Source organism: Pseudomonas sp. PHC1, assembly GCF_046487845.1.
GTDB classification, from domain to species: domain Bacteria; phylum Pseudomonadota; class Gammaproteobacteria; order Pseudomonadales; family Pseudomonadaceae; genus Aquipseudomonas; species Aquipseudomonas sputi.
Genome location: NZ_JBJXHJ010000006.1, coordinates 92,509 through 114,206, shown reverse-complemented (window position 1 = coordinate 114,206; position 21,698 = coordinate 92,509). Strand labels below are relative to the sequence as shown.

Genomic DNA, 21,698 nt, shown 5'->3' with positions numbered 1-21,698 from the left:
AACGCTGTTCTAGCATCGATTGCATGACTTAAACAACCTCTGCCCAAGAAGGTAATTGCTCATGGATTTCGCTTATTCGCCCAAGGTGCAAGAACTGCGTGAGCGCGTGACCGCGTTCATGGACACTTACGTTTACCCGGCCGAAGCCGTGTTCGAGCGTCAGGTTGCCGAAGGCGATCGCTGGCAGCCGACGGCGATCATGGAAGAACTCAAGGCCAAGGCAAAAGCTGAAGGGCTGTGGAATTTGTTTCTGCCTGAGTCGGAACTCGGCGCCGGCCTGACCAACCTCGAATACGCACCATTGGCGGAAATCATGGGCCGTTCGCTGCTGGGCCCCGAGCCGTTCAACTGCTCGGCGCCGGACACCGGCAACATGGAAGTGCTGGTGCGTTACGCCAACGAAGAACAGAAACAGCGCTGGCTCGAGCCGCTGCTGCGCGGCGAGATCCGTTCGGCGTTCGCCATGACCGAGCCCGACGTCGCATCCTCCGACGCCACTAACATGGCCGCCCGTGCCGTGCGTGATGGCGATGAGTGGGTCATCAACGGCAAAAAGTGGTGGACCTCTGGCGCCTGCGATCCGCGCTGCAAGATCCTGATCTTCATGGGCCTGAGCAACCCCGATGCGCCACGCCACGCCCAGCACTCGATGATCCTGGTGCCGGTCGACACCCCCGGCGTAAAAATTATCCGTCCGCTGCCGGTGTTCGGTTACGACGACGCGCCTCACGGTCACGCCGAAGTGCTGTTTGACAACGTGCGAGTGCCGTACGAAAACGTCCTGCTCGGTGAAGGACGCGGCTTCGAAATCGCTCAGGGGCGCCTTGGCCCGGGCCGGATTCACCACTGCATGCGCTCGATCGGCATGGCCGAGCGTGCGCTGGAACTGATGTGCAAACGCTCGGTGAGCCGTACCGCGTTCGGTAAACCGCTGGCGCGTCTGGGCGGTAACGTCGACAAGATCGCCGACTCGCGCATGGAAATCGACATGGCACGCCTGCTGACCCTGAAAGCGGCGTACATGATGGACACCGTGGGTAACAAGGTCGCCAAGAGCGAGATCGCGCAGATCAAGGTCGTCGCGCCGAACGTCGCGTTGCGGGTGATTGACCGGGCGATCCAGATTCACGGCGGGGCTGGGGTGTCGAACGACTTCCCGCTGGCCTACATGTACGCCATGCAACGCACCCTGCGTCTGGCCGACGGCCCGGACGAAGTGCACCGCGCGGCGATCGGCAAGTTCGAAATCGGCAAGTACGTACCGAAGGAAATGCTGCGTAGCGAGCGCTGATCCAAAAGCGCGTTATCGGTGATCGTTCCCACGCAGAGCGTGGGAACGATCATCAACACCAGATTCAGTAAACCCACACCTCAACCCGCCGATTCTTGATCCGGCCTTCATCCCCGCTGTTGGTTGCCACCGGCATCAGCGCGCCAAACCCGCGCACCTCGCGGAGCACCACACCGTTTTTCACCAGCTCCCGGCGTACCGCCATCGCCCGCAGCTTCGACAGCAAATCCGCCCGTGCCGGGTCGTCCTTGGCGTCACCGAATCCCACCAGTGTGACCGCGCGGTCGGTCTTGTCGTGGTGCTTTATATAGTCGAACACCCGGGCCAGATCCTGGCGGGCCTTGTTGTCGAGGCTGGCGCTGCCTTCTTCGAAGCGGAAGTTCACGGTCAGACGCTGGGCGTGGCGGCTGAGGGATTGATAACCCTCGGGCATCAGCGCATTCGGCGTCACCGCAATGGCCTGCACGGTCTGGGCGATAAAACCGTTGGCCGCGACAATCGCCTGACCCCGGGGACTTTGCGCAAACTCCACCAAGGCCCTGGCCCACGGATTATTGCTGTCGGGCGGTAGATAGAAGAACAGCCGCCGCGACAGCGGATAGTCTTCGGTGGCGATCAGGCTGGCGAGCGGCAGCATCGCCTGGGATTGCCCGTCGACAATCGCCACGGCCTTGGCCTGGCGCACATAGGGCAGGCCGATGAAACCGATGGCTTGCGGATCGGCACTGACGGCATCGGACAACTGCTCGCTGGATTCAAACCGTTTCGCGGCATTGCTCAGGGATTTCCCACGACGGCTGAGGACAAGTTCCTTAAACGTGTCGTAGGTGCCGGACTGATCATCCCGCGCATATAAATGAATCGTCCCACCCTTGCCGCCGACGTTTTCCCACGTCTTCGCCTCGCCGCTGAAGATTCGCGCCAGTTGTTCGGTGTTCAATTGATTCAGCGGATTGTCGGGATGAAGGATGATCGCCAGACCATCAATGGCGATCACTTGCTCGGCGCCTGGGCTTTTCAGATCGCCCAGTGATTGCAGACTCAGCAGTTCACTGTCCTTGATCGGACGCGACGAGGCGACCAGATCGGCGCTGGCGGTCTTGAGTGCGGTGAAACCGGTGCTCGAACCGTGGGCGGCGATCTCCACGACGACCCTTTGGCCTTGGGCCGTCTGGCCGACGACCCGTTGTTCGTTGGCGGTGTCCGGGGTTTCGCTGTGGACTTTCAACAGCCCCTGATCGTGCAACAGGCCTTCAACCAATGCCGGGCCGAGCGCTGCGCCAATGGTGTTGGAACCCTGGATGCGCAATACCGGGCCGTTCTCGGGAATGGGCAACGCCGCGGCCGCAACCTGCAGCCAGGCGCTCAGGAGAAAGACGAACAGAACACGCAGGGTCATGCCGGCACCGCTTGCAGCCAAGGGGATTGCCGGGGAGATTAAGTCAAAGACGTTTCTGAAAAATGACAGCGCTCAAGCTGTGGGAGCGAACTCCCACAGCGATTTGAGGGGATTGCGGTATCAGCTCAATTCCAGCCAGATCGGCGCATGGTCCGAAGGCTTTTCCATCCCGCGCAGCTCATAGTCGACACCGGCGGCTTTCACCCGTGGCAGCAAGCCATGCGACGCCAGAATCACATCAATGCGCAGACCGCGTTTCGGCTCGTCCTCAAACCCGCGGCTGCGGTAGTCGAACCAGCTGAACATGTCGGTCACGTCCGGGTTCAGGTGACGGAAACTGTCGGTCAGGCCCCAGTTTTTCAGGCGGGCCATCCACTCGCGCTCTTCCGGCAGGAAGCTGCATTTACCGGTTTTCAGCCAGCGCTTCATGTTGTCCGGGCCGATGCCGATGTCGCTGTCTTCCGGCGAGATGTTGACGTCACCCATCACCACCAGCGGTTGCTCGTTGTGGAACTGGCTTTCCAGCAACGCCTGCAAATCGCTGTAGAAACGCTGCTTGGCCGGGAATTTGGTCGGATGGTCGCGGCTTTCGCCCTGTGGGAAATAGCCGTTCATGATCGTCACCGGTACGCCATTGGCGTCGGCGAACGTGCCCCAGATAAAGCGCCGCTGCGCGTCTTCTTCATCGGTGGCGAAGCCTTTGTGCACGGCAATCGGTTCCTGGCGCGAGAGCAGGGCAACGCCGTAATGGCCTTTCTGGCCGTGGAAATACACGTGATACCCCAGGGCCCGCACTTCTTCCAGCGGGAACTGGTCGTCGTGGACCTTGGTTTCCTGCAGGCCGATGACGTCCGGCTGATGCTTTTCGATCAGCGCCGCCAGCTGATGCGGACGGGCCCGCAGTCCGTTGATGTTGAAGGAAACGATCTTCATGGTCGGCAGTCCTGGCAAAAGGGCGATGCTAGCTGACATGTAGGATCTGGGCCAGCGTGGCGGTAGTCCATATGCGCTGCTAATGTCTTTCGGGTGTGGGAACGATCCCTTCTGCCCAAGGCTCGTATAACAAGAACGGGGCCTCTTGAGTCCCGTCCAGGGAGAATCACCGTCATGCCTGAAACCCAAACCGCCATTGCCGACATTCATATGCTCGACCGCGGCTATTCCCGTGAAGCGCGATCCCTGCTGTATCAGGCTTACCGTCACGAGCCGACCTTCGCCTACCTGTTCGAAGCCGAGCGTCCTGGCTACGAACAACGGGTGCGGGCCACGGTGCGGGAGTTGGTCAAACAGCATTTCCTGCAGGATCTGCCGGCCATCGGCCTGTTGGTCAACGATCGCCTGATCGGCATCGCCCTGATCGCGCCGCCGCAGCGGCGTCTGGGCGTTACCGAGAGTTGGGCCTGGCGTTTGCGCATGGTGCTGAGCACCGGTTTCCGCTGCACCCGGCGTTATCTGGAATACCACGCCGCCGTTGAAGCCTGCGTGCCGACCGACTCGGTGCACATGCTGCCGCTGCTCGGCGTGCATCCACAATTTCAGGGCAAGCATTTCGGCGAGCAACTGCTGCAAGCGGTACACAACTGGTGCGCGGTGGACGAAAGCTCCCAAGGCGTCATCCTCGACACCGGCAACCCGCGTTACCTTGAGTTCTACAAGCGTCAGGGTTACGAGGAAATCGGTGAAGTCGCCGTGGGCCCGGTGCGCGAGCACGTGTTTTTCCATGCCAACCCGCAGGTGTTACAAACAGCAACGGGATGACCGTCGAACTTTTGGGGGAATTTCCTGTTCTATCACGCTCCCAAGCCCGTGATAGCATCCGCGCCTATGAAGTTTCCAGGAAGATTTACCAGTGGCGTGCTCATGCTGTTAAGCAGCTGCGCGGCGCTGGCGCAAAGTGAATTGGATGTGCGGATCAAACCGTCCAACGATGAACTCAAAGCCAATATAGAAGGCTATATCGGCAGCCTCGGCGATCGTGACGAAGAAGCCTTGCAGCGCTTCAGTCGTGGCGCCGAAGAGCAGGCGCGCAAGGCCGCTCAGGCCTTGGGTTATTACCAGCCGCAGATCGAAAGTGACGTCAAGGGCGGTGAAAAACCGCGTCTGGTGCTGAACATCGATCCCGGCGAGCCTATCCGCCTGCGCAACGTGACCGTGCGCGTCGACGGCCCGGCGGCCTCCCTCAAGTCCTTTCGAGTCCCGAAAAGTGACGTGCTCAAACCCGGCGCGGTGCTCAACCATGGGCGTTACGAAGACGCCAAACGCTTGATTCAGAACCAGGCCTCGCGCTATGGCTTCTTCAGTGGCCGTTTCACCAGCCAGAAATTGCTGGTCGATCCCCGCGCCGGGGTTGCCGACGTCGAATTGATCTACGAAAGCGGCCCGCGTTATGCGCTGGGCAAAGTCAGTTTTGAAGGCGACACCCCGTTCGACGAAGACTTGCTGCAGCGCATGGTGCCGTTCAAGGCTGGTGCGCCGTATGACTCCGAGCTGATCGCCGAACTCAACCGCGACCTGCAATCAAGCGGTTACTTCGAAGGTGTGCGGGTCGACGCTGCGCCGACCGCCGCGATAAATGACGTGATCCCGGTGGACGTCAAACTCGACACCCGCAAGCCGCGCACCATGGGCCTGGGTCTCGGTTATTCCACCGACGTCGGCCCACGAATCAAGGCCAACTGGACCCGCCACTGGGTCAACCCGCAGGGCGACAGCTACGGCTGGGAGGCGGAGTTGTCGGCGCCACGGCAGAACGTCGGCCTGTTCTACGACATCCCGCTGGACCCGCCGCTGACCGACAAACTGCGCTGGGCCGGCGGTTATCAATACGAGGACATCGACGGCTCCGACACCTTGAGCAAGCTGCTGACCTTCGGCCCTGAATGGCACAGCAAATTGCCCAGCGGCTGGCAGCGGGTGATCTCACTGAAATGGCAGCGCGAGGAATACCAGCTCGGCGACGACTCCGGTCTGAGCACCTTGCTGATGCCCGGCGTCAGCTATTCCTACCTCAAGAGCGACAACCGCATCGATCCGCGCAATGGCTATCGCCTGACCTTCGAAAGCAAAGTGGCGAAAGAAGGCCTCGGCTCGGACAACAACCTGCTTTATGGCACGGCGCTGATCAAGGGCTTGACCACCGTGTTCGACAAGCACCGCCTGCTCGGCCGGGTGCAGGTTGGCGGCAGCGCCACCAACGGTTACAAATCGGTGCCGCCGTCGCTGCGCTTCTTCGCCGGTGGCGATCAGAGCGTGCGCGGCTACGACTATCAGAGCCTGTCCCCGGAGAACTCCGAAGGCGACCGCATCGGCGGGCGTTACATGGTGGCCGGCAGCGTCGAATATCAATATTCGATTGCCGAAAAGTGGCGTGTCGCGACCTTCGTCGATCAGGGCAACTCCTTCAACAAACTCGAACTGCCTAACCTCAAGACCGGGGTCGGTATCGGTGTGCGCTGGGTCTCGCCGGTGGGGCCGATCCGCCTCGACCTGGCCCACGCGCTGGACGACGATGGCGGCATCCGGCTGCACTTTTCCATGGGGCCTGAGCTGTGAAGCGTGGTTTGAAAATATCGGCACTGGCGCTGTTGTCGCTGGTGCTGCTGATCGTATTGAGCATCACCGCTGTGCTTGGAACGCAGGCTGGCAGCCGTTGGGTGCTGGGGCGGGTGCCGGGCTTGAGCGTCGACAATTTCCAGGGCCGCCTCGGCGGGCAGTGGAGTGCCGATCACCTGCTGTGGCAGCAGGACAGCAGCCGCGTCGAGCTGGACAAACCGATCTTCGAATGGTCGCCGCTGTGTCTGACGCGCATGACCCTGTGCATCCAACAGCTCAAGGCCGATACCGTCAGCCTGCAATTCCCGCCGAGCGAGGACACCACGGAAAGCGGCCCAATCAAGCTTCCAGATCTGCAATTGCCCGTGGCCATCGAGCTGGGCGACGTGCAGGTCGGCAGCCTGTTGTTCAACGGCAGCGAAGCATTGAAAGGCCTGCAACTGGCGGCGCATTGGACCGCCAAGGGCCTGCAGATCGACAGCGTGAAGCTGCAACGCGATGAGTTGAGTCTGAATCTGTCCGGCCTGTTGCAACCGACCGGCAACTGGCCGCTGAACATCGCCGGTGATCTGACCTTGCCGTCGCCGGCTCCCGAGCCCTGGACGCTGGCGCTGAAGGTCGAAGGCGATCTGCTGAAAACCCTGAACCTGCACGCCGACAGCCGTGGCTACCTCGACGGCCAGTTGAGCGGCGAACTGCAACCGTTAGCGGAAAACCTGCCGGCCAAGGTGCGGATCACCTCGGAGGCGTTCAAGCCGAGCGCCGATCTGCCGGACACCCTGCAATTCAATCAACTGGTATTGACCGGCGAAGGCGACCTGAAAAACGGTTACCAACTCATCGGCAATGCCACGTTGCCTGCCGATAAAGCCCCGGTGGCGCTGTTGCTTAAAGGCAAGGTTGACGCCAAGGGTGCGCAGATTGCCGGCCTCGACCTGACGGCCAATGACAAGCAAAGCCTGAAGCTCACCGGCAACGTCGACTGGAGCAAAGGCCTCAGCGCCCAAGCCAATATCAACTGGCTGGACTTTCCCTGGCATCGGCTCTATCCGGAGATCGACGAGCCGCAGGTCACATTGCGCACCTTCACGGGCGAAGTCTCCTACACCGACGGTCAGTACATCGGTAACTTTGCCGCCGCCGCAGACGGGCCGGCGGGGGCGTTCAGCCTGAACAGTCCGTTCAGCGGCAACCTCAAGCAGATCTTCCTGCCCCAATTGAAACTTGAAGCCGGGCAGGGCAAGGCCGAAGGCCATGTGAACGTGCAATTCGCCGATGGCATTGCCTGGGACACCGCGCTGGAACTGTCGGCGCTTAACCCGGCGTACTGGGTTGCGGAGTTGCCGGGCACGCTGGCCGGTCCGTTGAAGAGCCAAGGCGAAATGAAGAACGAGCGCCTGAGCCTGAATGCCGACCTCGATCTGAAGGGCAAGCTGCGCGGCCAACCGGCGATCCTGCAAGCCAAGGCTGACGGCGCCGGCGAGCAGTGGAATCTCAATGCCCTGCAAATCCGCCTCGGCGACAACAGCATCAACGGCAAGGGCAGCCTGCAACAGAAGCTCACCGGCCAGATCGACATCAAACTGCCGCGTCTCGCCCAGCTCTGGCCGCAGCTGCGTGGACAGATCAACGGTCGGGTCGATGTCGCCGGCACGCTCAAGGCGCCGCAGGGCAAGCTCGGCCTGCAAGGTTCGCAACTGGCGTTCCAGGACAATCGCCTGCAAAGCCTCAACCTCAATGCCACCCTCGACAGCGCGCAACGGGCGAAGATCGACCTCAAGGGCAGCGGCATCCAGGCCGGCGACACGTCGCTGGGCACCCTGACCGCCAGCGCTCAGGGCGATATCAAAAACCAGAAACTCAACCTCGATCTGCTCGGGCCGAAGCTGAAACTGGCGTTGGGTCTGGACGGCACTCTGGACAAAGGCAACTGGCGCGGGCGTCTGGCCAGTGGTGACATTCAGGCCGGCGGCCAGGACTGGAAGCTGCAGAACCCGGCCAGGCTCGAGCGTCTGGCTGACGGCAAGATCACCTTCGGCGCCCATTGCTGGCTGTCCGGCAATGCCAGTCTGTGCGGTGAAGATCAGCGCCTGATGCCGGAGCCGAAGCTGCGTTATCACCTCAAGCAATTCCCGATCGAAAGCCTGGCGCAGTGGCTGCCCAAGGATTTCGCCTGGCAGGGCAAGCTCAACGCCGACCTGCAACTGGACCTGCCGGCCAGCGGCCCGAACGGCCGGATCAGCGTGGATGCCAGCGGCGGCACCTTGCGCATGAAGGAAAAGGATCAGTGGCTCGACTTCCCGTATCAGACCCTCAAGCTCAACAGCAAACTCACGCCCAAGCGCATCGACACCGACCTCAACTTCGTCGGCGGCAAGCTCGGTGAGTTGATGGTGCAGGCGCAGATCAATCCGCTGCCGAAGAACAAGCCACTCAGCGGCTCGTTCCGCCTCAGCGGGCTTGACCTGTCGGTGGCGCGGCCGTTTGTGCCGATGGTCGAGAAACTCACCGGGCGTCTGAATGGCAACGGCACGATTTCCGGCGGGCTGCTCGCGCCGCTGGTCAATGGCACGGTGCAGCTTAGCGACGGCGAAGTGTCTGGGCCGGAGTTGCCGATGGAGTTGCAGAACCTGCAACTCACCGCTGTGATTGCCGGTGAGTCGGTGCGCCTCGATGGCGGCTGGAAAAGCGGCAAGAGCGGGCAGGGCAGTCTGAACGGCAACGTTGCCTGGGGTCAGGCGCTGGTGGTGGATCTGGCGCTCAAGGGTACGCAACTGCCGGTGACGGTCGAGCCCTACGCCAAACTGGAAGTGGCACCGGATCTGAAGATTTCCATGGCCGGCGATGAGCTGGCGATAGCCGGCAAGGTGTTGGTACCGAAAGGCGAAATCACCGTGCGCGAACTGCCGCCATCGACGGTGAAAGTCTCCGATGACACGATCATCGTCGGCGCGCAGACCGAAGAGGGCAAACCGCCGCTGGCGATGAAAATGGACATCGACGTGGTGGTCGGCCAGGACAAGCTGAGCTTCGCCGGATTCGGCCTGACCGCCAACCTGCAAGGTCAGGTGCACATCGGCGACAACATGGATACCCGTGGCGAGCTGTGGCTCAACGACGGACGCTACCGCGCCTACGGCCAGCGCCTCACGGTGCGTCGCGCGCGTCTGCTGTTTGCCGGGCCGATCGATCAGCCGTATCTCGACATCGAAGCGATTCGCCAGACCGACGACGTGATCGCCGGTATTCGCCTGAGCGGCAGCGCCGAGCAGCCGACCACGCAGATTTTCTCGGAACCGGCCATGAGCCAGGAGCAGGCGCTGTCCTATCTGGTGCTGGGGCGTCCGCTGAGCACCACCGGCGAGGACAACAACATGCTCGCGCAGGCGGCGCTCGGTTTGGGCCTGATGGGCAGTTCCGGGGTCACCAGCAGTCTGGCCAGTGACCTGGGCATTCAGGACTTTCAGCTCGACACCCAGGGCAGCGGCAACACCACCAGCGTGGTGGCCAGCGGCAACATCTCCGAAAAACTCAGCCTGCGTTACGGCGTGGGTGTGTTCGAACCGGCCAACACCATCGCTCTGCGCTACAAACTGAGCAAAAAGGTCTACCTCGAAGCCGCCAGCGGCGTGGCCAGTTCGCTGGACATCTTCTACAAGCGGGATTTCTAGCCCGCGTCTTCCCTCCCTGATCCTGATCATTCCCACGCTCCGCGTGGGCATGCAGCCCGGGACGCTCCGCGTCCCATTCAACAGCGGACGCAGAGCGTCCATTCAGGCATTCCCGCGCAGACGGTTCAATGCCTCGACGTGAGAACGATCTTGCGTGGTCAGGTGATCGGCTAATTACAAAGCAACCTAACTATTACGTTGACATTCGCTGCCTAGGCAGTAACATCTCGACATACATTCACTGCCTAGGCAGTTATTAGGTGAGCAAATGAAACATTTCACCCCTGACGAATTCAAGCATTGCCATCTCGGCCTGTTGCTCGGCCGCGCCGCCTTACTCAAGGACAAGATCATCGACACCCACATGGAACCCCACGGCATCACCGCCGCGCAGTTCAAGGTGTTGATCATCATGGCCCAGTTCGGCGTCGACACCCCGGCCGAGCTGTGCCGGCACCTGTCGCTGGACAGCGGTTCGATGACTCGCATGCTCGACCGTCTGGAGCAGAAAGGTTTTCTGGTTCGCCAACGCAGCGAAGGCGATCGCCGTCAGGTGCAACTCAAACTCACCGAGCAGGGCCAGCAACTGGCCGATCGCCTGCCGCACATCGGTGCCGACGCCATGAATGAACTGGCCGGCGCCGTAACCCCGGACGAGTTGAAAACCCTGGAATACATCCTCAAGAAAATTTTGCTGGCAGCCGGTGACCCGATCACCCTCCAGCGGTTAGGTGAACACAATGAGCGGTAAAACCTTGCGCAGCAGCCTGACACTGCTGCTGTCGGCGATGATCCTCGCCGGTTGCGCCAACTACAGTGGCCTCGATACCCAGGGCGCCAGCCTCGATGCGAAAACCCTCGAGACCGGGCAATCGCTCAACGGCGTCACCCTGTCCCAGGCCGCGTGGCCGAAGAGCGACTGGTGGACCAGCCTCGGCGATCCGCAGCTCGACGGCCTGATCCGCGAAGCCCTGAAAGACAGCCCGGACATGCAGATCGCCGACGCCCGCGCCCATCAGGCCAGCGCCGCCGCGTATGCCGCCGATGCCGAGCGTTATCCGACCCTCGACGCCAGCGCCGGCATCAGCCGTTCGCGCCTGGCCAAGGATCAGGACCCGCGAGGGCAGGGCGATGCCTACGCCACCGTGCGCAACATCAGCGCCGGTTTCAATTACAACTTCGACCTGTGGGGTGGTCAGCGTGACGCCTGGGAAGCCGCACTCGGTCAGGCTCGCGCCGCCGAAGTCGACCGTCAGGCCGCGCAACTGACCCTCGCCGCCGATGTGGCACGGGCCTACAGCGATCTGGGTCAGGCGCACATCATCTATGACCTGGCCAGCGAAGACCTCAAACGCACCCAGCAGATGCTCGACCTGAGCCAGCGTCGTTTGAGCTCGGGGATTGACAGCCAGTACCAGTTCCAGCAGACCCAAAGTCTGGAAGCCAGCTCCGAAGCCAGCCTGATCGACGCCGAAAAACGCCTGAACAGCGCAAAAATTGCTTTGGCCGTGTTGCTCGGCAAGGGCCCGGATCGCGGCAACGAAATCGCCCGACCGAAAGTCCTGCAAGCCAGCGCCGTGGCATTGCCCTCGGTGCTGCCGGCCGAACTGTTGGGCCGTCGCCCGGATCTGGTCGCCGCGCGCTGGCGTGTCGAGGCGGCGAGCAAGGACATCGATTCGGCCAAGACCCGCTTCTATCCCAACCTGAACCTGTCGGCCTCCGCCGGTGCCGAATCCCTGTTGGGAGACGCGATGTTCGGTTCCGCCAGTCGCTTCTTCAGCATTGCCCCGACGATTTCGGTGCCGATCTTCGATGGCGGACGCCTGCGCGCCAACCTCGATGCCCGCGACGCCGATTACGACCTCGCCGTGGCGCAGTACAACAAAAGCCTGGTGAAAGCCCTGGGCGATGTCAGCGACACGATCAACCAGTTGCGTGACATCGGCCGGCAGATCGGCGCCCAGCAGCACGCGACCGAGATTGCCCAGGACTCTTACAACACCGTCGTCCAGCGTTACGGTTCCGGCATCGGCAACTACCTGGACGTGCTCAGCATCGAGCAGCAATTGCTGCAGGCCCAGCGTCAGTTGGCCAACCTGAATGCCGAGCAGATCGACCTGTCGATTCAACTGATGCAAGCGCTGGGCGGCGGCTTCCAGGGGCAAACCCTGACCGCAGCCAACGCCACCCCAGCCACGCCGCACAACTAATTCAAGGTACTTGTCATGGCCACTGCCGAAAACACACAAGCTCAAGACAACGCCCAGGACACTGGCAATCCGCGCAAACGCAAGATGATGCTGCTGGTGCTGGCCGTTGTGGTTGCCCTCGCCGGTGCCGGTGTCTGGGCGTATCACGAATTCATAGGGCGCTGGAGCGAAAGCACCGACGACGCCTACGTCAACGGCAACGTGGTGGAAATCACCCCGCTGGTGACCGGCACCGTGGTCAGCATCGGCGCCGATGATGGCGATCTGGTGCATGAAGGCCAGGTGCTGATCAACTTCGACCCGAACGACGCCGAAGTCGGCCTGCAAAGTGCCAAGGCCAATCTGGCCCGCACCGTGCGTCAAGTTCGCGGTTTGTACAGCAACGTCGACGGCATGAAGGCCCAGGTCAATGCGCAACAGGCCGAAGTGCAGAAAGCCCAGGAAAACTTCAATCGACGGAAAAATCTCGCGGCCGGCGGGGCGATTTCCCAGGAAGAACTGTCCCACGCCCGCGATGACCTGACCTCGGCACAGAACGCCCTGGCCAGCGCCCGGCAGCAGCTGAAAACCACCAGCGCGCTGGTCGATGACACCGTGGTCTCCTCGCACCCGGACGTGATGGCCGCCGCCGCGCAACTGCGTCAGGCCTACCTGACCAACGCGCGCAGCACCTTGATTGCGCCGGTCACCGGTTACGTCGCCAAACGCACCGTGCAACTCGGCCAGCGTGTGCAGCCGGGCACCGCGCTGATGGCGGTGATTCCGCTGGATCAGCTGTGGATCGACGCCAACTTCAAGGAAACCCAGCTGCGTGACATGCGCATCGGCCAACCGGTGGAGATCGAGTCGGACATCTACGGCAGCGACGTCAAGTTCAACGGCACCGTCGACAGCCTCGGCGCGGGCACCGGCAGCGCGTTCGCCCTGTTGCCGGCGCAGAACGCCACCGGTAACTGGATCAAGATCGTGCAGCGTGTGCCGGTACGGATTCACGTCAATGCCGAAGAACTGGCCAAACACCCGCTGCGCGTCGGTCTGTCGACCAATGTCGAGGTCAACCTGCACGACCAGAGCGGCCCGGTACTGGCCCAGCAACCGCCGCAGAAGGCCTCGTTCAGCACCAACGTCTACGACCCCCAATTGGCCGAAGCCGACGCGATGATCACCCAGTTGATCCACGACAACAGCGCGGCGGTCAGCAAGACCGCGCAACGCTGATTCGCCAATCCCTTCGCCGCGCCCCTTAAGGGGTGCGGCGCTCGTCCCCGCTGTAAAAAAATCGGCTCCAAAGGATTCGCGATGAGCAATAACGCCTCTTTTTCGCCGCCCAGCCTGTTGCTCAGCACCATCGGCCTGTCGCTGGCGACCTTCATGCAGGTGCTCGACACCACGATCGCCAACGTGGCGTTGCCGACCATTTCCGGCAACCTCGGCGTGAGTTCGGAGCAGGGCACCTGGGTCATCACCTCGTTTGCCGTGAGCAATGCTATTGCGCTGCCGCTCACCGGCTGGCTGAGCCGTCGCTTCGGCGAGGTAAAGCTGTTTCTGTGGGCGACCATCCTGTTTGTCCTGGCTTCGTTTCTCTGCGGTATTTCCACGTCGATGCCGGAACTGATCGGTTTCCGCGTGCTGCAAGGTCTGGTGGCCGGGCCGTTGTACCCGATGACCCAGACGCTGCTGATCGCGGTGTATCCGCCGGCGAGGCGGGGCATGGCCCTGGCGTTGCTGGCGATGGTCACGGTGGTGGCGCCGATTGCCGGGCCGATCCTCGGCGGCTGGATCACTGACAGTTACAGCTGGCCGTGGATCTTCTTCATCAACGTGCCGATCGGGATTTTCGCGGTGATGGTGGTGCGCCAGCAACTGGCCAAGCGCCCGGTGGTCACCAGTCATCAGCCGATGGATTACGTCGGGCTGATCACGCTGATCATCGGCGTGGGCGCATTGCAGGTGATCCTCGACAAGGGCAATGACCTGGACTGGTTCGAGTCGAACTTCATCATCATCGGCGCGGCGATTTCGGTAATCGCGCTGGCAGTGTTCGTGATCTGGGAAATGACCGACCAACATCCGGTGGTCAACCTGCGGCTGTTTGCCTATCGCAACTTCCGCATCGGCACGCTGGTGCTGGTGTTGGGGTACGCCGGGTTCTTCGGCATCAACCTGATCCTGCCGCAATGGCTGCAGACCCAGATGGGTTACACCGCGACCTGGGCCGGGCTGGCGGTGGCGCCGATCGGCATTCTGCCGGTGTTGCTGTCGCCGTTTGTCGGCAAGTACGCGCACAAGTTCGACCTGCGCCTGCTGGCCGGGCTGGCGTTTCTGGCAATCGGCCTGAGCTGCTTCATGCGCGCCGAGTTCACCAACGAAGTGGACTTCCAGCACATCGCCCTGGTGCAGCTGTTCATGGGGATTGGGGTGGCGCTGTTCTTCATGCCGACCCTGAGCATTCTGATGTCGGACTTGCCGCCGAGCCAGATTGCCGATGGCGCCGGTCTGGCGACTTTCTTGCGGACATTGGGCGGCAGTTTTGCGGCGTCGTTGACTACGTGGATCTGGATTCGCCGGGCGGATCAGCATCATGCCTATATGAGCGAGAGCATCAGCACCTTCGAGCCAGCGACTCGCGAGACCTTGCATTCGCTGGGTGGCGCGAGCCAATCGGCCTATGCGCAGATGGATCAGATCCTCACCAGTCAGGCGTACATGCTCTCCACCGTGGATTACTTCACGCTGTTGGGCTGGGGGTTCATGGGGTTGATTCTGATTGTGTGGCTGGCGAAACCGCCGTTTGCTGCCAAGGCAGGCCCGGCCGCCAGCGGTCACTAACTTTGCCAGGTCGTTCCCACGCAGAGCGCGGGAACGATCACCTAAGTCAGGGAACGATCAGGCGGTGGCGGGGGCGGGCAGTGCCGGCGGCGGGGCAAAGTCAAACGGCGCCAACGCAAACCCGTTCTCATCCACCTGCAACGCCCAACCCTGACGATCCCAATCCCCCAGCACAATCCGCTTCGCTGCCTGATCGCCGATCTGCAACTTGTGGATGGCCGGGCGATGGGTGTGCCCGTGAACCAGGGTTTTCACCCGGTATTCCTGCATGATCCGCGGGATTTCCTCTGGCGTGACATCAACGATGTCATTGGCCTTCATCCGCGTCTGCGCCCGGCTTTCGCTGCGCAGCTTGCGCGCAAGCTTGTACCGGGTGCGCAAGGGCAGGTTGCGCAGGATGAACAGGCTGAGCGGGTTGCGCAGATAGCGGCGCAGCTTCATGTAGGATTCGTCGCGGGTGCACAGGCTGTCGCCGTGCATCAGCAATACCGGTTCGTTGTAAAACTGCACGACACTCGGGTCCTTCAACAGCGTGCAGCCGGCCTGCTTGCAGAAGGCCTTGCCGAGCATGAAGTCGCGATTGCCGTGCATCAGAAAAATGGCCGTGCCGCTGTCGCTGAGTTCGCGCAGGGCCTGGCAGATGGAACGCTGGAAGGGAGTCATGGCGTCGTCGCCAATCCACGCCTCGAAGAAGTCGCCCAGAATGTACAACGCACTCGCCGAGCGGGCGCGTCCGGCGAGCAAATCCAGAAACGCCCGGGTAATGTCCGGGCGCTCCTCTTCCAGATGCAAGTCTGAAATCAGCAATATCACGCTTCGATGATCTCGGCTTTCTCGATGATCACGTCGTCTGCGGGTACGTCCTGGTGGCCTGCCTTGGACGTGGTGGAAACGCCTTCGATCTTGTCGACAACGTCGGTGCCCGAAACCACTTTACCGAACACGGCATAACCCCAGCCCTGAGCGGTCTTGGCGGTGTGGTTCAGGAAGCTGTTGTCGGAGGCGTTGATGAAGAACTGCGCCGAAGCCGAATGCGGGTCCATGGTACGGGCCATGGCGATGGTGTACTTGTCGTTTTTCAGACCGTTGTCGGCTTCGTTCTGGATGCTTGGGCTCTTGTCTTTCTTTTCTTTCATGCCTGGCTCGAAACCGCCGCCCTGGATCATGAAGCCTTTGATGACGCGGTGGAACACGACGTTCTCGTAGTGACCTTTCTTGACGTATTCGATGAAGTTGGCAGTGGTGACAGGCGCCTTTTCAGCGTTCAGTTCGATGACGATGTCACCGAAGTTGGTGGTCAATTTAACTTGAGTCATGATCGATGCTCTTTATAAGGAATTCGTGGGTATTGGGACATTTCGGCCCCGTACCGGTTCAGCCCGTGAGGGCCAAGGTGCGCAGTTTAGCGTGACAGGCGCGAATTTCGAGGCTGTTTTTCAAAACCCGGCGATTAAATGCATTCCTTTTAAGCCCTGCTCTGTCAGGGGCTTGACAGCATCGGCTATGATAGCGGCTTTGTTTTGTCAGGCCCGTGTCCCGGCCGCGCACTGTACGTTCAAGGATCCTATGAGCAAGCCCACTGTCGACCCTACCTCGAATTCCAAGACCGGCCCTGTCACGCCGGTCAATTTCCTGCGCCCGATCATCCAGGCGGACCTGGACTCGGGTAAGCACACGCAGATCGTCACCCGTTTCCCGCCTGAGCCCAACGGCTACCTGCACATCGGCCACGCCAAGTCGATCTGTGTGAACTTCGGCCTGGCCCAGGAGTTCGGCGGCGTCACTCACCTGCGTTTCGACGACACCAACCCGGCCAAGGAAGACCAGGAATACATCGACGCGATCGAAAGCGACGTCAAATGGCTGGGCTTCGAATGGTCCGGCGAAGTGCGCTACGCCTCGCAGTACTTCGACCAGTTGCACGACTGGGCCGTCGAACTGATCAAGGCCGGCAAGGCCTACGTCGACGACCTGACGCCTGAACAAGCCAGGGAGTACCGTGGCAGCCTGACCGAGCCGGGCAAGAACAGCCCGTTCCGCGACCGTTCGGTGGAAGAGAACCTGGACTGGTTCGCCCGCATGCGCGCCGGTGAGTTCCCGGACGGCGCCCGCGTACTGCGCGCCAAGATCGACATGGCCTCGCCGAACATGAACCTGCGCGACCCGATCATGTACCGCATCCGCCACGCCCACCACCACCAGACCGGTGACAAGTGGTGCATCTACCCGAACTACGATTTCACCCACGGTCAGTCGGACGCCATCGAAGGCATCACCCACTCGATCTGCACCCTGGAGTTCGAAAGCCATCGTCCGCTGTACGAGTGGTTCCTCGACGCACTGCCGGTGCCGGCGCACCCGCGTCAGTACGAGTTCAGCCGTCTGAACCTCAACTACACCATCACCAGCAAGCGCAAGCTCAAGCAACTGGTTGACGAGAAACACGTCAACGGCTGGGACGATCCGCGCATGTCCACGCTGTCGGGCTTCCGCCGCCGTGGCTACACCCCGGCATCGATCCGCAACTTCTGCGAGATGATCGGCACCAACCGTTCCGACGGCGTGGTCGATTTCGGCATGCTCGAGTTCAGCATCCGTCAGGACCTCGACGCCAACGCTCCGCGCGCCATGTGCGTGCTGCGTCCGTTGAAAGTCGTGATCACTAACTACCCGCAAGACCAGGTCGACAACCTCGAACTGCCGCGTCATCCGCAGAAAGAAGAACTCGGCGTGCGCAAGCTGCCATTCGCCCGTGAAATCTATATCGACCGCGATGACTTCATGGAAGAGCCGCCAAAAGGCTACAAGCGCCTGGAGCCGAATGGCGAAGTGCGTCTGCGCGGCAGCTACGTGATCCGCGCCGACGAAGCGATCAAGGACGCCGACGGCAACATCGTCGAGCTGCGTTGCTCGTACGATCCGGACACCCTGGGCAAGAACCCTGAAGGCCGCAAGGTCAAGGGCGTGATCCACTGGGTGCCGGCCGCTGCCAGCGTCGAGTGCGAAGTGCGTCTGTACGATCGCCTGTTCCGTTCTCCGAACCCGGAGAAGGCCGAAGACAGCGCGAGTTTCCTGGACAACATCAACCCTGACTCACTGCAAGTGCTGACCGGTTGTCGTGCTGAACCCTCGCTGGGCAACGCACAGCCGGAAGACCGTTTCCAGTTCGAGCGCGAAGGCTACTTCGTCGCGGATATCAAGGACTCGAAACCAGGCCAGCCGGTATTCAACCGTACCGTGACCCTGCGCGATTCGTGGGGCCAGTGATCAAGTCTCAAGGAAACACCGTGCTTACGATCTACAACACGCTCACCAAGAGCAAAGAAGTCTTCAAGCCGCTGGATGGCAACAAGGTGCGCATGTACGTCTGCGGGATGACCGTGTACGACTACTGCCACCTGGGCCATGGCCGCAGCATGGTCGCGTTCGACCTGGTGACCCGCTGGTTGCGGTTCAGCGGTTATGACCTGACCTACGTGCGCAACATCACCGACATCGACGACAAGATCATCAACCGGGCCAACGAGAACGGCGAGTCGTTCGAAGCGTTGACCGAGCGCATGATCGCCGCGATGCACGAAGACGAAGCGCGCCTGAACATCCAGAAGCCGGACATGGAGCCGCGCGCCACGGATCACATCCCTGGCATGCACGCGATGATCCAGACCCTGATCGACAAGGGTTACGCCTACGCCCCGGGCAATGGCGACGTGTACTACCGCGTCGGCAAGTTCATGGGCTACGGCAAGCTGTCGCGCAAGAAGATCGAAGACCTGCGCATCGGTGCGCGGATCGAGGTCGACGAAGCCAAGGAAGATCCGCTGGACTTCGTGCTCTGGAAAGGCGTCAAGCCGGGCGAGCCGAGCTGGGAATCGCCGTGGGGCGCCGGGCGTCCGGGCTGGCACATCGAGTGCTCGGTGATGTCCACCTGCTGCCTGGGTGAGACGTTCGACATTCATGGCGGCGGCAGCGACCTCGAGTTCCCGCACCACGAAAACGAAATCGCCCAGAGCGAAGCGGCCACCGGCAAGACCTACGCCAACGCGTGGATGCATTGCGGCATGATCCGTATCAATGGCGAGAAGATGTCCAAGTCCTTGAACAACTTCTTCACCATTCGCGACGTGCTCGACAAGTACCACCCGGAAGTCGTGCGTTACCTGCTGGTGTCGAGCCACTACCGCAGCGCGATCAACTATTCGGAAGACAACCTCAAGGACGCCAAGGGCGCACTGGAGCGTTTCTACCACGCGTTGAAAGGCCTGCCGAACGTGGCACCGGCGGGCGGCGAAGCGTTCGTCGAGCGTTTCACCACGGTGATGAACGACGACTTCGGCACGCCGGAAGCCTGCGCGGTGCTGTTTGAGATGGTCCGTGAGATCAACCGTCTGCGCGAGAGCGATCTCGATGCCGCGGCCGGTCTGGCGGCGCGCCTGAAAGAACTGGCCAGCGTGCTCGGTGTGTTGCAGCTCGAAGCCGACGATTTCCTGCAGGCCGGCGCCGAAGGGCGTGTCGATGCCGCCGAAGTCGAGGCGCTGATTGCTGCACGTCTGGCGGCACGTGCCGGCAAGGACTGGGCCGAATCCGATCGCATCCGCGACCAGCTCACCGCCATGGGCGTGGTGCTGGAAGACGGCAAGGGCGGTACGACCTGGCGTCTGGCTGACTGATCGCTGCGCCTGTTGCAAACAAAACCCGCCCTGTGCGGGTTTTTGTTTTTCTGCTGGTTGGATCATTCCCACGCAGACGGTTCGACGCCTCGACGTGGGAACGATCTAATATGCAGGCCTCTTTTTTCGACCTGACCCGCTAGGGGGGCGCTCAGTTCTCAAGTTGCCGCAACCGCTTGTAGAGGGTATTGCGGCTTACCCCCAGCCGTCGCGCCAGGTGGGAAATATTGCCCCCGGCCAACTGCAACTCCCGGTTCAACGCCTCGGCATCGTTCAGGTCGATGCCCAACGGCTCGGCCACTTCCACCGGCTCCATCTCCAGATCGACGAAGAAATCGTCCGGCAAATGCTCGGGCCGAATCGGTTGTTCCTCGGCCATCGCCAGCGCTACCTGCATCACGCTGCTGACCTGACGCAGATTGCCCGGCCACGGATGCCGTTCGAACAGCTCCAGCACTTCACGACTCAATCCCGCCCACTGCGACGGCTCGCGATGTTGTTCCCACAGGCGTTTGAACAGCGCCTGCTTGTCGCTGCGCTCGCGAAGGGGGGGTAATTCGAGCGTCAGGCCACCGATGCGGTAGTACAAATCTTCGCGAAAGCGCCCCAGTTGCACCTGTTCCCGGAGCGAGCGGTTGGTGGCGGAGATGATCCGCAGGTCTACCGGGAACAGCTCGCTGCTGCCCACCGGTTGCACGCAGCGCTCCTGCAACACGCGCAACAGGCGTGCCTGGGTTGGCAGCGGCATGTCGCCGATCTCGTCGAGGAACAGGGTGCCTTTGTCGGCCTTGCGGATCAGACCGATGCTGCCTTTCTGGTTGGCGCCGGTGAACGCGCCTTTCTCATAGCCGAACAGCTCGGACTCCACCAGTTCGGCGGGGATCGCCGCGCAGTTGACGGCGATGAACGCCTGTTTGCTGCGGGAGCTGGCCTGGTGCAGGGCCTTGACGAAGACCTCCTTGCCAACCCCGGTTTCGCCGTGAATCAGCAACGGAATGTCCTTTTCCAGCAGGCGTTCGGCCTGGCGCACGGCTTTTTCCACACGGCTGTCGCCGAAGTGCAAAGTGCTCAGGCTGATGGCCGTGGGTGCGGCGACTTTCGGTTCGATGGTTCTGGTTTCGGCGGCTCTGGTTTCAGTGAAGACTCGCGCCTGAACCGGCGCCTGTTTAGGTCGCTTCAACAAACACTGGAACCGATTGCGCCCGGAAGTCTGCAAGGCAAACGGCAAACCGTCCGGCTGATTGATCAACTCCAGCAACGACACCTTGAACAGACTTTCAACACTGACCCGCGACAACCGCACACCCAGCAGATTGTCGGCCCGGCGGTTGGCCGACAGCACCTGACCGCTTTCATCAAAGATCAGCAGCCCGGCCCACTGGCTGTCGAGGTTGTTCAACCCGGTGTTGAAGGTCAGTTGAAAATGCTGGCCATGGAACAGGTTGAGGATCAGCCGGTTCTCCACGGTCTGGCTCATCATCTTGACCATACCGAGGGTGTGCGAGGGCGGCAGGTAGCTGTCACTGGACACATCGAGCACGGCGATGACCTTGCGCTCGGCATCGAAAATCGGCGCGGCGGAACCGGTCATGAAGCGGTTGGCCTTGAGAAAGTGCTCATCGTGTTCGATGTGCACCGCCTGCTCACAGGCCAGCGCAGTCCCGATGGCATTGGTGCCGCTGGCGCGTTCGATCCAACTGGCGCCGGCCTGAAAACCGCGCGCCAGGTTCGGCTCGATGAAGCGCTGGGTGCCCCAGGACGTCAGCACCTGGCCCTGATTGTCGGCCAGCATGATCAGGCAGTTGGAATTGCTCAGGATGTTTTCGTAATACGGCAGTACTTCCTGATGGGTGGTCTGCACCAGCGATTGATGGCGCTCGAGCAACTGCGCGATGCCGGCAGCGGGCAACTGATCGAAGGCCGGGGCGCTTTGATGATTGAGACCGAAGGCGCGGCAACGGGACCAGGAGTCCTGGACGATCGCATCGTGGGAAAGCGGCGGGGCAGGTGCGGCCATGATTGGCAGTCTCTGAAGGGTGCTTTGTTGTTTTTGTTATGGCTCGTTCGACGAGCAAA

Annotated in this window: 15 protein-coding genes; 10 read left to right on the top strand and 5 right to left on the bottom strand. The window is 61.5% G+C overall.

Translation table 11 applies throughout. From position 1 onward, the window contains the following. Positions 1–61: 61 nt before the first annotated feature. Positions 62–1,291: an acyl-CoA dehydrogenase gene (locus tag ACKJSM_RS10960; RefSeq protein WP_011334996.1), complete on the top strand. Its 1,230-nt coding sequence runs from the start codon at positions 62–64 to the stop codon at positions 1,289–1,291. A gap of 64 nt (positions 1,292–1,355) precedes the next feature. Here the strand turns inward: ACKJSM_RS10960 and ACKJSM_RS10955 are convergent, their stop codons facing one another. Together ACKJSM_RS10955 and xthA are read right to left on the bottom strand one after the other, a co-directional pair. Then, entirely contained in the window at positions 1,356–2,690 is a 1,335-nt protein-coding gene (locus tag ACKJSM_RS10955) for a substrate-binding domain-containing protein (protein ID WP_410237422.1), read from the bottom strand. Between the two features lie 120 nt (positions 2,691–2,810). Then, complete coding sequence (xthA, locus tag ACKJSM_RS10950; RefSeq protein ID WP_236177525.1) at positions 2,811–3,623, bottom strand: exodeoxyribonuclease III; 813 nt, start codon at positions 3,621–3,623, stop codon at positions 2,811–2,813. A gap of 174 nt (positions 3,624–3,797) precedes the next feature. On the opposite strand from xthA, the gene ACKJSM_RS10945 reads away from it, so the two are divergent. From ACKJSM_RS10945 to ACKJSM_RS10915, 7 genes are all read left to right on the top strand, one after another. Continuing rightward, on the top strand, positions 3,798–4,448 hold the full coding sequence (locus ACKJSM_RS10945; RefSeq protein WP_007951503.1) for a GNAT family N-acetyltransferase: 651 nt from the start codon (positions 3,798–3,800) through the stop codon (positions 4,446–4,448). A 66-nt stretch (positions 4,449–4,514) separates the two neighbouring features. Further along, the gene (locus ACKJSM_RS10940) at positions 4,515–6,242 is read left to right on the top strand and encodes an autotransporter assembly complex protein TamA (RefSeq protein WP_236177526.1); all 1,728 of its coding nucleotides are present in this window, start codon (positions 4,515–4,517) and stop codon (positions 6,240–6,242) included. Continuing rightward, a complete protein-coding gene (locus tag ACKJSM_RS10935) occupies positions 6,239–9,913 on the top strand; it encodes a translocation/assembly module TamB domain-containing protein (RefSeq protein ID WP_410237421.1) in 3,675 nt (1,224 codons plus the stop codon). Before ACKJSM_RS10940 ends, ACKJSM_RS10935 begins: the two co-directional genes overlap by 4 nt. Positions 9,914–10,181: 268 nt before the next feature. Continuing rightward, positions 10,182–10,664: a MarR family winged helix-turn-helix transcriptional regulator gene (locus ACKJSM_RS10930; RefSeq protein WP_236177528.1), complete on the top strand. Its 483-nt coding sequence runs from the start codon at positions 10,182–10,184 to the stop codon at positions 10,662–10,664. Further along, on the top strand, positions 10,654–12,123 hold the full coding sequence (locus ACKJSM_RS10925; protein WP_410237420.1) for an efflux transporter outer membrane subunit: 1,470 nt from the start codon (positions 10,654–10,656) through the stop codon (positions 12,121–12,123). Before ACKJSM_RS10930 ends, ACKJSM_RS10925 begins: the two co-directional genes overlap by 11 nt. Before the next feature lie 15 nt (positions 12,124–12,138). Beyond that, on the top strand, positions 12,139–13,341 hold the full coding sequence (locus tag ACKJSM_RS10920) for an efflux RND transporter periplasmic adaptor subunit (RefSeq protein ID WP_410237419.1): 1,203 nt from the start codon (positions 12,139–12,141) through the stop codon (positions 13,339–13,341). A gap of 81 nt (positions 13,342–13,422) precedes the next feature. Continuing rightward, positions 13,423–14,952, top strand: coding sequence for a DHA2 family efflux MFS transporter permease subunit (locus tag ACKJSM_RS10915; RefSeq protein ID WP_169430969.1), 1,530 nt, complete (start codon positions 13,423–13,425; stop codon positions 14,950–14,952). A gap of 57 nt (positions 14,953–15,009) precedes the next feature. Here ACKJSM_RS10915 and lpxH read toward each other — a convergent pair whose 3' ends face one another. Continuing rightward, positions 15,010–15,765, bottom strand: coding sequence for a UDP-2,3-diacylglucosamine diphosphatase (gene lpxH / locus ACKJSM_RS10910; protein WP_410237418.1), 756 nt, complete (start codon positions 15,763–15,765; stop codon positions 15,010–15,012). Beyond that, the gene (locus tag ACKJSM_RS10905; protein WP_410237417.1) at positions 15,762–16,268 is read right to left on the bottom strand and encodes a peptidylprolyl isomerase; all 507 of its coding nucleotides are present in this window, start codon (positions 16,266–16,268) and stop codon (positions 15,762–15,764) included. The genes lpxH and ACKJSM_RS10905 overlap by 4 nt, the downstream gene beginning before the upstream one ends. Positions 16,269–16,518: 250 nt before the next feature. Between ACKJSM_RS10905 and ACKJSM_RS10900 the strand changes: the two genes are divergently transcribed. Both ACKJSM_RS10900 and cysS read left to right on the top strand, forming a co-directional pair. After that, positions 16,519–18,219, top strand: a complete 1,701-nt coding sequence (locus tag ACKJSM_RS10900) for a glutamine--tRNA ligase/YqeY domain fusion protein (protein ID WP_236177532.1) — start codon at positions 16,519–16,521, stop codon at positions 18,217–18,219. Between the two features lie 20 nt (positions 18,220–18,239). Continuing rightward, entirely contained in the window at positions 18,240–19,622 is a 1,383-nt protein-coding gene (gene cysS / locus ACKJSM_RS10895) for a cysteine--tRNA ligase (protein ID WP_039767472.1), read from the top strand. A gap of 151 nt (positions 19,623–19,773) precedes the next feature. Here the strand turns inward: cysS and ACKJSM_RS10890 are convergent, their stop codons facing one another. Next, positions 19,774–21,639, bottom strand: a complete 1,866-nt coding sequence (locus ACKJSM_RS10890; protein ID WP_410237416.1) for a sigma-54-dependent Fis family transcriptional regulator — start codon at positions 21,637–21,639, stop codon at positions 19,774–19,776. Between the last annotated feature and the right edge of the window lie 59 nt (positions 21,640–21,698).

Coding starts and splice junctions, on each gene's coding strand:
- ACKJSM_RS10960 (WP_011334996.1), top strand. CDS start 62: ATGGATTTCGCTTATTCGCCCAAGGTGCAAGAACTGCGTGAGCGCGTG.
- ACKJSM_RS10955 (WP_410237422.1), bottom strand. CDS start 2,690: ATGACCCTGCGTGTTCTGTTCGTCTTTCTCCTGAGCGCCTGGCTGCAG.
- xthA (WP_236177525.1), bottom strand. CDS start 3,623: ATGAAGATCGTTTCCTTCAACATCAACGGACTGCGGGCCCGTCCGCAT.
- ACKJSM_RS10945 (WP_007951503.1), top strand. CDS start 3,798: ATGCCTGAAACCCAAACCGCCATTGCCGACATTCATATGCTCGACCGC.
- ACKJSM_RS10940 (WP_236177526.1), top strand. CDS start 4,515: ATGAAGTTTCCAGGAAGATTTACCAGTGGCGTGCTCATGCTGTTAAGC.
- ACKJSM_RS10930 (WP_236177528.1), top strand. CDS start 10,182: ATGAAACATTTCACCCCTGACGAATTCAAGCATTGCCATCTCGGCCTG.
- ACKJSM_RS10925 (WP_410237420.1), top strand. CDS start 10,654: ATGAGCGGTAAAACCTTGCGCAGCAGCCTGACACTGCTGCTGTCGGCG.
- ACKJSM_RS10920 (WP_410237419.1), top strand. CDS start 12,139: ATGGCCACTGCCGAAAACACACAAGCTCAAGACAACGCCCAGGACACT.
- ACKJSM_RS10915 (WP_169430969.1), top strand. CDS start 13,423: ATGAGCAATAACGCCTCTTTTTCGCCGCCCAGCCTGTTGCTCAGCACC.
- ACKJSM_RS10905 (WP_410237417.1), bottom strand. CDS start 16,268: ATGACTCAAGTTAAATTGACCACCAACTTCGGTGACATCGTCATCGAA.
- ACKJSM_RS10900 (WP_236177532.1), top strand. CDS start 16,519: ATGAGCAAGCCCACTGTCGACCCTACCTCGAATTCCAAGACCGGCCCT.
- ACKJSM_RS10890 (WP_410237416.1), bottom strand. CDS start 21,639: ATGGCCGCACCTGCCCCGCCGCTTTCCCACGATGCGATCGTCCAGGAC.